Origin of the sequence: Spirosoma panaciterrae DSM 21099 (assembly GCF_000374025.1) — a bacterium.
GTDB lineage: Bacteria > Bacteroidota > Bacteroidia > Cytophagales > Spirosomataceae > Spirosoma > Spirosoma panaciterrae.
Window position 1 is genome coordinate 191,161 of the sequence record NZ_KB893244.1, and the last position, 13,400, is coordinate 204,560.

The window sequence follows — 13,400 nt, forward strand, 5'->3', positions numbered from 1 at the left end:
AGTGCTTCAGCCTTTTCTTGCTATTGGATGTAATGAGCGATACCACCAGCCTACTGCAACGGCTTAAAAACGGCCAGAATGTATACGGAACCTGTATAACCTCCACGGGACCCATGTGGCCCAAAGCGGTAAAGCAGATTGGCCTTGACTTCGTTTTTATCGATACGGAACACATTCCGCTCGACAGGTCGGAACTGGCACGGCTTTGCCAGCAGTTCAGGGCGTATGGCATTACGCCCATCGTGCGTATACCCAGCCCCGATCCTTATCTGGCCTGTCAGGCTATTGATGGTGGGGCCATCGGCATTGTAGCTCCCTATCTCGAATCGGTTGAACAGGTTCGGACATTGGTTGGCGCTACTAAATACCGCCCGCTAAAAGGTGAAAAACTAGCGGCTTATCTGAATGGATCGGAAACCCTGTCGCCAGAGATGGGGGCGTACATCGCCAACTACAATACCGACCATATGTTTATAGCCAATATCGAAAGTGTCCCGGCCCTAAATCGGCTGGATGAACTGCTGTCGGTGCCGGGCCTGGATGCGGTATTCATTGGGCCACACGATTTGTCGGTAAGTCTGGAATTGCCGGAGCAGTACGATCATCCTGACTTTGAGGCTGCTGTACGAACCATTATTCAGAAAACCCGTCAGAAAGGGCTGGCCATTGGCATTCATTTCTCGCTGGAACCCGAACGCCAGATTCGGTGGATGGCCGAAGGGGTCAATATCGTTGTGCATAGCTTCGATATTGCCCTGTTTAGTCAGCGCCTGCGGCACGATATGGCCGTGATCAAAGAAGCGGTTGGGGATCAGGAAAATGCACTGTCATCCGATTCGTTACATATATGACCAATGTGATGGGCCTTAAACCAATACGTCTGCTTGGATGGCTAACCATTTCCGGAATTACCTACGGACAAGTCCCCGAGTTACCAGCGGATTCGATCGCCTATTATCGGAAATTTTTATCCGAGAAGCCTGTTATTCGGGTGTCGGCCCATCGTGGCAATACAGGTCGTGCACCTGAAAATACGCTGGCTACGTTTCGGATTGCGTTACAGCGGCAGGTCGATTACATTGAAATCGACGTCCGGACAACTAAGGATGGCCAGCTTTTTATTTTGCACGATGGTAGCCTCAACCGGACAACCAATGGTACAGGGCCAGCCGCTGAACGAACACTGGCCGAACTGAAAGAATTATCGGCTGGTAAAGGGGCAGAGGATTCCTTTCGGACCGAAAAAATTCCTACGTTAGTGGAAGTGTGTCAGTTGGTAGCCGACTGGAATGCGCATCATCGGGCCAAAACCAATCTATACGTCGATTGCAAAGCGGTCGCTGCTGAGCCGTTGGTAGCTATACTGACCCGGTACGGTTTGTTGAACGATGCGGTCTTTTACGGCTCTGATACCTTTTTGCAATCGCTTCGGAAGGTGGCTCCCAAGGCGAAAGGCATGCCCTCGCTCCGAAAAAATGATGCGTTGACGGCCAAAATCGCAGCCTTGCATCCGTATGCATTCGATGTAGACGCAACCGAATTGACCAAAGAACTGGTCGATCAACTCCACCAGCAGGGACTTCGGGTATTTGTCGACTTGCTGGATGAAGGTGACCACCCGGAATATTACCAGAAAGCAGCGCAAATGGGCGTCGATGTGATTCAAACCGACCAAATTCTGAACGTTTATCGAACACTGGCCCGGAGGGCGATGAAATAACCAAAAACAAGCTGATTTGAACGTTATGAAACAACGGATCTGTACGGTATTGCTCATGGCCATAACGGCGTCGGGATGGGCACAGGTACACAAAGAGTATACCCCAACGACTTATCCTGACCGCCTGATTCTGGGTTGGCAGACCGATGCGGCCACCTCGCAGTCCGTCAACTGGCGTACCGATTCAACCGTTACCAATGCGGTCGGTGCTATTGCCGAAGCCGATCCGTCGCCTGATTTTGTTGCTAAAGCAACGGTCATCCAGGCCACGACTGCCCGTACGGTGCTCGATGGCAAAACGGTTCTCTACCACGCTGTTCATTTTAACAACCTGAAGCCAAATACAAAATATACCTATCGGGTGGGTGATGGGGTCCACTGGAGCGAATGGTTTCAGTTTAAAACAGCTCAGAATCAGGCGGCACCGTTTTCTTTTTTGTATTTTGGCGATGCGCAGAACGACATCCGTTCACTTTGGTCGAGAGCCATTCGCGGAGCGTATTCAACCTTGCCCGCCGTGAGTCTGATGGTGCACGCGGGCGACCTGATTACGACCTCCAATGCCGACTGGCAATGGGCCGAATGGTTTGAAGCGGGGGGATGGATCAATGGCATGGTGCCTACGCTGGCTACACCGGGCAATCACGAATATTTTAAAGATGAACAGGGGACCTATCGTGTATCCCGACACTGGCGACCTTCGTTTGTGTTGCCCGAAAATGGCCCCAAAGGACTGGAAGAAACGGCTTATTTTTTCGATTATCAGGGCGTACGATTTGTTTCATTAAATTCACAGGCTGCTCTGCTTGATTCGGCCGTGATGACCACACAGGCCAACTGGCTGGTACAGGTGTTGAGCAGCAATCCGAATCGCTGGACCATCGTGACCCATCATCATCCCATCTACTCGACCAAACAGGGGCGGGACAACGACGATTGGCGGGAAAAGATGGAGCCGATCTATAAAAAGTATAAGGTCGATCTGGTACTTCAGGGGCACGATCATACGTACGGTCGCGGGTTGAACATGCCCTTGGGAAAGAGCCGGAAACATCCTGATGGCCCTATCTATGTGGTTTCGGTAAGTGGCCCCAAAATGTATGATATTGGGTTGCAGAACTGGATGGATCGGGCAGCATCGAATACGCAGTTGTACCAGATTATTTCGGTCGATGGATCTAAATTATCTTATCAGTCCTACACGGTGATCGGGGAGAAATACGATTCGTTCGACTTACTGAAAGACAGTAAAGGGAAAAATACGCTGGTGGATCAGGCACCGATGCTATCGCCCGAGCGACTTGATTTACCGGCTGAATACCAAAAGCGCTATACGCCCTCCCAGATGGACGAGTATCGGAATCGGTTTCAGGAATATAAAGCCCGCAAACAGGCCCAAAAAAAGTAAACGCAGTTAACCAACCTACTATGCATACAACTACCTCCCAATCAGCGGCCGACCCGGCTATTGCCCAGCCAGCACCCGTCAAACGATTACTGTCGCTCGATACCCTGCGTGGGTTCGATATGTTCTGGATTATGGGCGGTGAGGATGTATTTCACGTACTGGCAAAAACAACGGGCTGGGCCTGGGCGATCGTTATGGCTGAGCAGTTACATCACCCCGACTGGAACGGGTTTACAGCCTACGACCTGATCTTCCCATTGTTTTTGTTCATGGCAGGTGTATCGACCCCATTTTCGATTGGCAGTCGTCTGGAAAAGGGCGCCGACAAATCGGAAGTGGCCCGGAAAATTATCACTCGGGGGCTGGTCTTGGTTTTGTTGGGGGTTATTTATAACAACGGGCTGTTTGTTAAAGCCTTTCAGGATACACGTTTTCCAAGCGTACTGGGCCGAATTGGGTTGGCGGGTATGTTTGGTCAACTGATTTATCTATACGCCAGTACGCGTTTCCAGTACATCTGGTTTGCTGGATTGCTGCTAGGGTATTGGGCGTTGATGATGCTCGTGCCTGTACCAGGCTGTGGAGCGGGTATCCTGACCATGGAGTGTAATCTGGCCAGCTACATCGACCGACAGATCGTGCCGGGGCATCTGTATAAAACGATTCACGATCCAGAAGGCGTCTTTTCAACGATACCGGCCATCGGTAATGCCCTACTGGGCATTTTTGCGGGTACTTTCCTACGATCGCATGGGCGAACGGGTGTACAGAAAGCCCTTCGTTTGCTGAGTATAGGCGCGGGTTTTGTGGCGCTGGCGTGGGTTTGGAATTTCGTTTTTCCCATCAATAAAAATCTGTGGACCAGCTCATTCGTTTGCGTTACCGGCGGTTTCAGTCTGATGCTGCTGGCTATTTTTTACTGGGTTATCGACGTGAAAGGGCTGAAAGGGTGGACGTTTTTCTTTACCGTTATCGGCATGAATTCCATCCTGATTTATCTGGCGGGTGAGTTTATCAGTTTCGAGTATGCCGCCCGGTTCTTCTTCGAAGGCTTACTGAAACTGTCATCATCCGACGTGATTCAGAAAGTAGGCATGGCCATCGGTGTAATTGCTGTCAAATGGGCGTTCCTGTATTTCATGTACAAGAAAAAGACGTTCCTGCGGGTGTAAGAACCAGTCACGACCCTATGAGATCGAATGCTCATAAAAACAGCCGTATCGATAAGCATTCGATCTCATCAGGAGAGTAGCCAAAAATGAACCAGTTGTGAGCGCAGGAACGCGTGCGCAAAAGGATTTACTGCCGCAGTAACCAAAGCTCGGTTACCTGCGAACCTCGTTCGCCTTCTCCACAGGTCCAGATAAAGGTGATCTTACCGTCCGATAAAGCCGCTTTCGGAACATCGAATTCATAAATTGGCTGCTCACCTGTCTGGATAAAATCATGAATTAAGGAGCCGTCGTCGGTGGTGAGTTTCATCCGCGACCGGAATCGCCCTGTGTAGGCAATGCGAAGACGATAGGTAGCTTTGGGGTCTAGTTCCGTATACGCAATTTTCAGGGGTTGATCGTATAAAGTTTTCGCCTGCTTCATCCAGACCCTTGGGGTAATCTGCCCTTTGAATCCGGTGGCTTTGATTTCATCGACCCACTCAACCCCTACCAGACCGACGCCAAAACCAGTTCGGGGCGACCGCAGACTACCGGGATCGACCTCCCATTGTTCGCCAGGAACAACCCGGTGCCAGCTTTCAGGCGCCCCCAAATGATCGTAAAAGCCACCGGGGCCTGGATCGGTCCGGTGAAGCATTTCCCTGATTTTGCTTAGTCGGGCGGTCTCATCACGTACCTTTTCAATTTGTTCCAGTTGCGACAGGAGCCAGGGTGAATCGTTGAGCGGAATGTCGATATTGTCCAGGAAATTACCCCGTCCCGACATGGCGCCATGCCGTTCGATGGTCAACTGCGCACCAATACTTTTGAATAATGAATCCCCCAACGCAAAACAAATCTGGCGGTAGTGAGGCAAAATGGGTTCTTTCCAGGCTTTCGTCAGGAGGCTTCTGGCCTGTTCAATCGCCACCAGTGAACCTTCCGAACCGATCGTTGCCAGCCTGTCGCGGGCCTGTTGCTCCAGATTGGTTTCGTACAGAAGTCGATGGCGCGTATACGCATCATAATAGGCTCGAATAAGGCCCATCTGAAACCGGGCGTTTCGACGTACCGACTGAGAGGCTGAACCTTCCAGGGCCTGCCATTGCATCAACGTCCGCTCTACCGACTCATTGGTTAACAGACTCCCCCGCCAGTTTTGCTCCAGGGCAACTAATCCCTGGGCTACGGATTCGGTATAGTCTGTCCCAATGAACAGGCGGGCATAGTCGCGGAGGGTTTCAATAAAGGGAGTTTCGGGATTCCAGTCCTGATCGCTCCAGACGAATTTATTTACATCGTCGTTGGTGCCTTCCGAATAACTGATGCTGCCTGCGCCATATTCGTCGAGGGCATTGTGGATGGTCTTTTCATCGTGCGGGCGTGGGTTAATGCTTTCGCGGCCGAGCGTCATGGCCCAGGCCAGGTCCCATTGGGGTACGGGGTACTGGCAACTGTAATTGTGGGTAATATCGGGATAATGGCGAATGGGAATGGACGGATGCAGTCGCTGGCGGATTTCCTGTACGGGTAGTTTGACCCAGGGCCCGAAAACCACGCCACCAAACCAGTCGTGTCGTCGATTAACGTGGCTGAAAAACGAGTCGAACCATTGCTGCGTAGGGCGGAAGACCTGTGGTGAAACCCAGATTTTTGCGTTTGGATGGTACTTATGCAGAACCTGGGCTTCTTTTTCGAGCCAGGCAAAAAGCACATCCGGCTCCAGTTCGCCCGGATCGCCACCGGGTACAAACACCGCATCGAGTTTGGGGACGGTGGCAAAAGTCACTTCCCGCTCCGCCAATTCTTTTTGGACAGAGTCGGGATGGGTGTAATTCTGGCCCATATTCGGATACCACATCCAGACATCCAGCCCGTAGTCGGCACAAATCCGCGATTGCTCCCGAATCATCTGTATGGCCGGAAGTTTCATATGCCGACTGGTGAAATCGTCGTCTGTACGGGGTGGCATAATCTCGATGCTATTGGCCCCGAACAAGGCAAGTTCACGGATATACTGGTCAAACTGCGCGACCGAAAAAGCGTCATAGGCATTGGTTTTAGGCCGATACCCTAACTGATGACCCCGGATCGGATAGCGTGGACTCGTGGCTATGGTAACTGCTTCCGGCAAGTCAACCTTTCCCGGACGCATGTTCAGTTTACGCAGCAATCGCCCTACGCCATAGAGCAGTCCACGGGCATCATGCCCCACAATGAGTATAGCATTCGCTGATTCGACCGTAACCAGTTTAAACCCTTCCGGCTGCGTCGCTGGCATATCGCGGACTAGGGTCTGGAAGGGTTTGGAAAGTTTGGTCAGGTCGTTTTCCAGTGCGATCCCAATCAGGGGTTGCGTCGTAGCGGGGGTTGGGAAGCGGTCGCTTACAGGTAATTGAATCCCTGAACGCTTCTGGATTTCCTGCTGAAGAATCTCAACTGTTCGACGGAGGGTTTTCTTGTCTGCAACGGTATTGACAATTCGGGCTTTCGACAGATCGATTGAATTGGCCAGACCTGTGGTCAGTGCAAAACAAAAGTAAACGGAGAAAAGGATTCGTTTCGACATAGGAAGGGCAGATTATGTAGAGACGCAATACCCTGTGTCTCTTTATACGTCAGCAATACCGTCTGGTCAGGAGACGCGATCTATCGCGTCTCTACAGTTTGATGAAAATCCTGCGCTGGTACAGGACATAGGCTGGAATGAAGTTGACGCCAATGAAAAACAGAGCATACAAAAGACTAGCCAGCTCCGGTTGAAAACCAAACCCAATCAGTCCGTTAACTATATGTTCGTTCAGCGAATACGGGCCGAATTTCATTCGGTAAAAAACGAGGGCAAACAGGTCGGCTAGTACATATACTGTAATGGCATTAGCTCCGAAAATGATACCGGGCCGGGTGCCTTTCGTATGCCCTAGTACATCAACCAGAAAATAAACCGCCCCCAGAAGCAGCGCAGCAAAACCTGACGTCACCAGCACAAACGAACTCGTCCATAGATTTTCGTTGACCGGGAAGGTTAAACCCCAGAAATACCCGGCTGCTGCGGTGAACAGGCCCACTGTCATCAGATAGGCCACTTTTTCGGTAGGACTTATTGCCATAAGCATGACCCGGCCAGCCAGCATACCCGTTATAGTGGTCACAATGGATGGAAAGGTACTAAGAATACCTTCCGGGTCCCAGGTGCCCTGCCACATGCGTCCCGGAAGGTATTGGCGATCCAGCCAGGCCGCCAGATTCTGGCCCGGCTCCAACACAACATGGCCGACATCTGGCGTAGGAATAAGCGTCATAGCCAGCCAATAGGCAACCAGCGTGAGTAGGCCAATCCAGACCTGTTGTTTCCAGGTTGTGTTCAGAAATAACGTTGTGCAAATCAGAAAGACGATGGCAATCCGGTGGAGGGTGCCGGTCCAGCGTACATTCGAAAAATCGAAGTCGGGTAACAGATTAAGAAACATGCCCACAGCGAAAATTTTCAGTGAGCGAACAACAATTTTCTGGTAAAGACCTCCTTTCGGGCCCCCGTCTGTCAGGTGCCGGGTATACGCCAATGTAATGGAAACCCCCACAATAAAAAGAAACGTAGGTGCAATTAAATCGGTGAACGACAGGCCATTCCATCGGGTGTGCCGCAGGGTGAAATACACGAACTCCTCAGAGCCTGGAAAATTGGCGACAATCATGGCCGCAATGGTAAACCCACGTAAAGCATCCAGTGAAAGGAGTCGATTTGGCGGCTGTTTCATCAAAATGTTAAAAAGCCCAATTTTTACAATGGTATCTTTAATACGGATTGACGTACTATAAAGGCTACTAAACCGGAAAATTTATGCGAAAGAGTTTCTACGCTATCCTCATTTGCCTACTTTTTATAGGCGTAAATAGCTGTCAGCGAGCTAAAACCGATGGTGGGGAATACGGAAAACAACTTGCTGTTTCCTGGGAGCTTGTCAGTAATTTTACCGACATTAAAGATGGGTTTCTGGCTCGTTTTACCCTGACAAACAATAGTGATGCTGACTTGACGGATGCCAACTGGGCTTTATTTTTCAATATGTCGCCCCGGCCGATTCTGCCATCCAGAACCCCGCAGCCAGGAACCGTTCAGCATATCAACGGCGATTGGTATAAGCTGGTGCCCACCAAAGGATTTAGTCTGAAGCCCGGTGCCTCAACCGAAATTAAGTATGAAGGTACGGAAGCGGTTACCAAAGTGACGGATGTCCCCTTAGGGCTTTACGTGGTTTTCTATACTAAAGAAGGTAAAGAAGAGTCGATCGTACAGGTAGCCAATTATACCATTAAGCCGTTTGTCCGGAAAGAACAGAGGCTACGGGGGGCAAACGATCTGTATCCGCAGGCTGGTCCGGCAACAACCTATCAGAACAATCTGGAGGTTTCTTTGCTCCCGGCCGAGAAACTGCAGCCCATCATTCCATCGCCCGTCAAGTTAACCACGTCTCCAGGTACATTGGCCTTCAATTCGTCACTGGCGATTTATGCGGATAAAGGGCTGGAAAACGAAGCCCGAATGTTGAGTAAACAAGTGAAGGCATTAGTTGATAAAGAAGTTGCCGTAAGTAGTCAGACACCAGCCGCTAAAGGCATCTTCCTGAAAATTGGACCCGTTCAGGTGAATGGTATTACCAAAGAAGCGTACCAGTTGCGCATCGACGAAAAAGGAATTTCGATAACCGGGAGCGACGCGGCCGGTGTCTTTTACGGAACCCAAAGCTTACTGGCGCTTATGCCGAATGCGGCTTACCAAAACCCTTCGGCTGATATTCCCTTAACATACACCCAGATCGACGATGCGCCACGGTTTGCGTTCCGGGGTATGCATCTGGATGTTAGCCGAAATTTTCAGACCAAAGAGACTATCCTTCGAATCCTGGATTTGCTGGCCTTTTACAAAATCAATCAGTTCCTGTTCTACACGACTGAAGACGAAGGTTGGCGACTCGAAATAGAGGGTTTGCCCGAACTGACACAGGTGGGTGCCCAGCGAGAGCATACATCAGGGAAAGAAACGCCGGTGCTGCATCCGGCTTATGGATCGGGCCCTAAAGCATACGACAAGGATAAATATGGAAGTGGCTACTATACCAAAGCCGACTTTGTCGAAATTCTGAAATACGCCCACGAACGTCATATCAAGGTAATCCCCGAAGTGAATTTGCCGGGTCATGCCCGGGCAGCCATTAAAGCGATGGAGGCCCGCTACCAGCGATTCATGAAAGAAGGGAAGGAAAAAGAAGCGAATGAATACCGCTTAGTTGATCCCGACGACAAATCGGTCTATCTGTCGGCACAGGGCTATACCGATAATGTGGTGAGTGTCGGACGGGAGTCGACCTATCATTTTTACGAAAAGGTGGTAGAGGAGATAACCAAAATGTATAAAGAAGCGGGCTTGCCGATGGATGTGATGCACGCCGGGGGCGACGAAGTGCCTGAAGGCGTCTGGACGAAGTCGCCAATGGCGGCTAAACTTCTGCGTGAGAACCCGACCATTAAAGATCCGAAGAACTTACAGGCGTATTTCTTCCGCAAACTTCGCGAACGACTCGCCAAACGAAAACTGGAAGTGCACGGCTGGGAGGAAGTTGTACTAACCAAATCGGCCAGTGGTAAACTGGAGGTCAATCCTGAGTTTGTTGGGAAAGGTGTGGTACCTTATGTATGGAACAACCTGTTCGATTTGGATCTGGGCAATCGGCTGGCCAATGCCGGGTATCCGGTCGTGCTGTGCAATGTATCGAACTTCTACTTCGACATGTCGTACAACAACGACCCACAGGAGCCCGGCCTGTACTGGGCAGGTTATGTTGATACGAAAGCCAACTGGGCCTTTGCTCCCTACGATATGTTTAAGACGACCTACAAAACATCTATGGGGAAACCGCTCAATTTTGCCGGGCTTGAACGGATGAAACCGGAAGCCCGAAAAAATATACGGGGTATAGAATCGCAGCTTTGGAGCGAAACCGTGAAAGGCCGCGATATGGCCGAATACGATATACTGCCTAAATTGCTCGGATTTGCGGAAAGTGCCTGGGCGCCTGAGCGCATTTGGGAAACCATCGACAACCAGCAGGCCCGTGAACGGTCAATGGCTGCGGGCTGGACGATTTTTGCCAATACATTGGCGCAGAAAGAACTCCCGCGACTGGCGCGGTTGAATGGGGGCTACAACTACCGGGTACCGCCACCAGGAGCCTTGATCGAAAAGGGTATGTTGAAAGCCAATGTCGAATTGCCAGGTCTAACGATTCGGTACGCAACCGATGGGGCTGAACCGACTGCGCAATCGCCAGCGTATACCCGCACAGTGGCCGTAACAGGTCCGGTAAAACTGAAAAGCTTCGATGCGGCCGGGCGGTCCAGTCGATCCGTGATGGTTAGCAATAAATAGATGACCCAATAAAAATAGAATGACAACGTAGTATGATGAAGGGATTTATTCCGGTATTTGTCAGGCTACTATTTTGGCTTCCAGACTAATCTGAACTAACATAAAATTTATATCCACTATGACTATTGGGGTTGACTTAGGAGGGACGAACATACGGGCAGGGTTAGTTGATGACGGGATTATTATCCGGCAGCATAGCAAAGCCCTACAGCAAAAAGAGTCTCTTTCGGCTACACTATCCCAACTGATTGAACTCATCCGTCCACTGGTTAGTCCAGCCGTTACCAGCATTGGCATCGGGGTTCCATCTGTGGTTGATATCGAACAGGGCATCGTGTACGATGTAGCCAATATCCCATCGTGGAAAGAAGTAGCCCTGCGGGATATTCTCGAAAAAGAGTTCGATATGCCCGTATTTGTCAATAACGATGTGAACTGTTTTATTTTGGGCGAGCATCAGTTTGGACTGGCCCAGGGGTACCGATCGGCAGTGGGGATGGCTATCGGGACAGGGCTTGGTTCGGGGGTTATTATTGACAACCAGCTTTATACGGGTAGCAACTGTGGGGCGGGTGAGATTGGCTTGCTGCCTTATCTGGATAAGAATATCGAGTCGTATGCGGCTGGTGACTTTTTCGAATCCATTCACGGTACCACGGCTTTAGAGGCCAATCAGGCCGCCCTGTTAGGTGGTCAAACGGCGCTTAAACTCTGGGATGATTTTGGTACGCATTTCGGCAATGCCGTAAAAGTGATCCTCTATACCTTCGATCCTGAAGTTATTGTCCTGGGCGGCTCTATTGCCAAAGCGTACCCTTTTTTCAAAACGACAATGTTGGCCAGCATGGCCAATTTCGCCTATCCGGTCACACTTCGGCGGCTCAAGCTGTTTCAGTCGCAAAACGAAAATATTGCCCTCCTGGGAGCCGCTGCGCTGGTTCGGCAGTTGGTCTAATCCGCCCAGCGAATAAAATAGGGTAATATCGTGTCGTTCCATGGAGGAGGTACACAACAGGCAACTTATCAGGTCAATTGGTAGCAAAGCGGTTATGCGTAGATTTTTCTTTTTAAGTATACTATTCCCTTCCTGTCTGTTCGCACAGACCGTTTCCAAAGCAGTATTGCCTCAACCCCGGCTCGTAGTAGGGATCGTTGTCGATCAGATGCGGTACGATTACCTCTATCGGTTTTACAATAAGTATAGTGAAGGAGGATTTAAGCGGTTATTGAATCAGGGTTTTAACTGTCGGAACAACCATTACCAGTATGCACATACCGTAACTGCGGCTGGTCATGCGGCTGTGTATACCGGCTCGATTCCGGCTATTAATGGGATGATCGGGAATGAGTGGTACGATCCGTTTACTCAGAAAGGTGTCTACTGCGTGGAAGATAGCAGTGCCAAAACCGTCGGTAGCAGCAACAGTAGCGTTGGGCGGATGTCGCCCCGGAACCTACTGACCAGTACCGTTACCGATCAATTGCGGATAGCTACCCAGTTTCGGTCTAAAACCATCGGTATTGCTGTTAAGGATCGGGGCGCTATTTTACCGGCTGGTCATACAGCCTCGGCTGCTTACTGGTACGATTCCAAAACGGGTAATTGGGTGACCAGTACGTTTTATATGGCAGCGTTGCCAAACTGGGTAACGGCATTCAATGACCGAAAACTACCTGCCGAGTACGTCCGGCAAGGCTGGAAGACCTTACTGCCCATTCGTGAATACATCGAGAGTACGCCCGACGATGAACCCTATGAAGCTAAACTGCCCGGAGCTACTAAAGCCGTATTCCCTTATGAGCTGGCTGGCCGGGCTGGCGATGCATTTGGTACGGTTTTGTCGATGCCCGGTGGCAACACCATGACCAAAGACCTGGCCATAGCGGCTCTGAAAGGGGAGAATATGGGGAAGGGATCGGTGACGGATTTTCTGGCAGTTAGCTTTTCGACCCCCGACCGAATCGGCCATGCGTTTGGTCCCCATTCGGTAGAGGAAGAGGATATTTACTTACGGCTCGATCTGGATCTGGCTGAGTTGTTCACGTTTCTGGATAGCTGGACAGGTCCAGGAAATTATACGGTGTTTTTGACCGCCGACCATGGCGTAATGGATGTTCCGGGCTTTTGGCAGCAACATCATTTGCCCGCCGGATTGATTGATGGGGGGAAGTTGAACGGGATAATCAAAACCGCATTAACCGATGCCTTCGGAAGTGGCAATTACATTGTAGCCAGTGAGAATGCGCAACTGTATTTGAACCATTCGCTTCTCCGTGAGAAAAAAATTACCGTCGATGCGGTCTCTGCAACGGTCCGGGAGGCTTTATTGCCCCTGCCCGGTATTGCCGATGTCATTAATCTGCGCAGTTTGAGTACCGCAAATTTGAATACCCATTTGCTGGAGCTCTATAAAAATATGACCCATGCCAAGCGTAGTGGGGATATTCAATTGATTCCAGAACCAGGCTGGATCGAAAATGGAGGCACAGGAACCAATCATGGCTCGCCTTATCACTACGATACGCATGTTCCGTTTGTGTTGTATGGCTGGGGTATAGCCAAAGGCGAAACACTACGCTATACAACGATTGCCGATATCGCCCCCACAATTGCTTCCCTGCTGCATATTTTACCCCCTAGTGGTACGGTTGGTAATCCTGTGCAGGAGGCTTTGAAATAGTTTAGATATT

Annotated in this window: 9 protein-coding genes; 7 read left to right on the forward strand and 2 right to left on the reverse strand. The window is 50.4% G+C overall.

From position 1 onward, the window contains the following. Positions 1 to 32 precede the first annotated feature (32 nt). From B153_RS0134170 to B153_RS0134185, 4 genes are read left to right on the forward strand one after another with little or no spacing between them, the layout of a single operon-like run. Positions 33 to 851 (forward strand): HpcH/HpaI aldolase family protein, encoded by an 819-nt coding sequence (locus B153_RS0134170; RefSeq protein WP_020601269.1) that lies wholly within the window; start codon positions 33 to 35, stop codon positions 849 to 851. Then, positions 848 to 1,720, forward strand: a complete 873-nt coding sequence (locus B153_RS0134175; RefSeq protein ID WP_020601270.1) for a glycerophosphodiester phosphodiesterase family protein — start codon at positions 848 to 850, stop codon at positions 1,718 to 1,720. Before B153_RS0134170 ends, B153_RS0134175 begins: the two co-directional genes overlap by 4 nt. A 25-nt stretch (positions 1,721 to 1,745) precedes the next feature. Further along, positions 1,746 to 3,128 carry a purple acid phosphatase family protein gene (locus tag B153_RS0134180; RefSeq protein ID WP_020601271.1) on the forward strand — a complete coding sequence of 461 codons (1,383 nt, stop codon included), beginning with the start codon at positions 1,746 to 1,748 and terminating at the stop codon, positions 3,126 to 3,128. Between the two features lie 20 nt (positions 3,129 to 3,148). After that, positions 3,149 to 4,300, forward strand: coding sequence for an acyltransferase family protein (locus B153_RS0134185; RefSeq protein WP_020601272.1), 1,152 nt, complete (start codon positions 3,149 to 3,151; stop codon positions 4,298 to 4,300). Positions 4,301 to 4,427: 127 nt separating this feature from the next. Here the strand turns inward: B153_RS0134185 and B153_RS0134190 are convergent, their stop codons facing one another. Beyond that, positions 4,428 to 6,851: a beta-N-acetylhexosaminidase family protein gene (locus tag B153_RS0134190; protein ID WP_020601273.1), complete on the reverse strand. Its 2,424-nt coding sequence runs from the start codon at positions 6,849 to 6,851 to the stop codon at positions 4,428 to 4,430. A 91-nt stretch (positions 6,852 to 6,942) separates the two neighbouring features. Further along, positions 6,943 to 8,040 carry an acyltransferase family protein gene (locus B153_RS0134195; RefSeq protein ID WP_020601274.1) on the reverse strand — a complete coding sequence of 366 codons (1,098 nt, stop codon included), beginning with the start codon at positions 8,038 to 8,040 and terminating at the stop codon, positions 6,943 to 6,945. A gap of 83 nt (positions 8,041 to 8,123) precedes the next feature. Between B153_RS0134195 and B153_RS0134200 the strand changes: the two genes are divergently transcribed. From B153_RS0134200 to pafA, 3 genes are all read left to right on the forward strand, one after another. After that, positions 8,124 to 10,709, forward strand: a complete 2,586-nt coding sequence (locus B153_RS0134200; RefSeq protein WP_020601275.1) for a family 20 glycosylhydrolase — start codon at positions 8,124 to 8,126, stop codon at positions 10,707 to 10,709. A gap of 118 nt (positions 10,710 to 10,827) precedes the next feature. Beyond that, positions 10,828 to 11,664, forward strand: coding sequence for an ROK family protein (locus B153_RS0134205; protein ID WP_020601276.1), 837 nt, complete (start codon positions 10,828 to 10,830; stop codon positions 11,662 to 11,664). Positions 11,665 to 11,758: 94 nt separating this feature from the next. Next, a complete protein-coding gene (gene pafA / locus B153_RS0134210; protein WP_026262670.1) occupies positions 11,759 to 13,390 on the forward strand; it encodes an alkaline phosphatase PafA in 1,632 nt (543 codons plus the stop codon). Positions 13,391 to 13,400 lie beyond the last annotated feature (10 nt).

Bases quoted from the DNA above. Each gene is read 5' to 3' on its own strand.
- B153_RS0134205 (WP_020601276.1), top strand. From the start codon at position 10,828: ATGACTATTGGGGTTGACTTAGGAGGGACGAACATACGGGCAGGGTTA.
- B153_RS0134195 (WP_020601274.1), bottom strand. From the start codon at position 8,040: ATGAAACAGCCGCCAAATCGACTCCTTTCACTGGATGCTTTACGTGGG.
- B153_RS0134185 (WP_020601272.1), top strand. From the start codon at position 3,149: ATGCATACAACTACCTCCCAATCAGCGGCCGACCCGGCTATTGCCCAG.
- pafA (WP_026262670.1), top strand. From the start codon at position 11,759: ATGCGTAGATTTTTCTTTTTAAGTATACTATTCCCTTCCTGTCTGTTC.
- B153_RS0134180 (WP_020601271.1), top strand. From the start codon at position 1,746: ATGAAACAACGGATCTGTACGGTATTGCTCATGGCCATAACGGCGTCG.
- B153_RS0134200 (WP_020601275.1), top strand. From the start codon at position 8,124: ATGCGAAAGAGTTTCTACGCTATCCTCATTTGCCTACTTTTTATAGGC.
- B153_RS0134190 (WP_020601273.1), bottom strand. From the start codon at position 6,851: ATGTCGAAACGAATCCTTTTCTCCGTTTACTTTTGTTTTGCACTGACC.
- B153_RS0134175 (WP_020601270.1), top strand. From the start codon at position 848: ATGACCAATGTGATGGGCCTTAAACCAATACGTCTGCTTGGATGGCTA.
- B153_RS0134170 (WP_020601269.1), top strand. From the start codon at position 33: ATGAGCGATACCACCAGCCTACTGCAACGGCTTAAAAACGGCCAGAAT.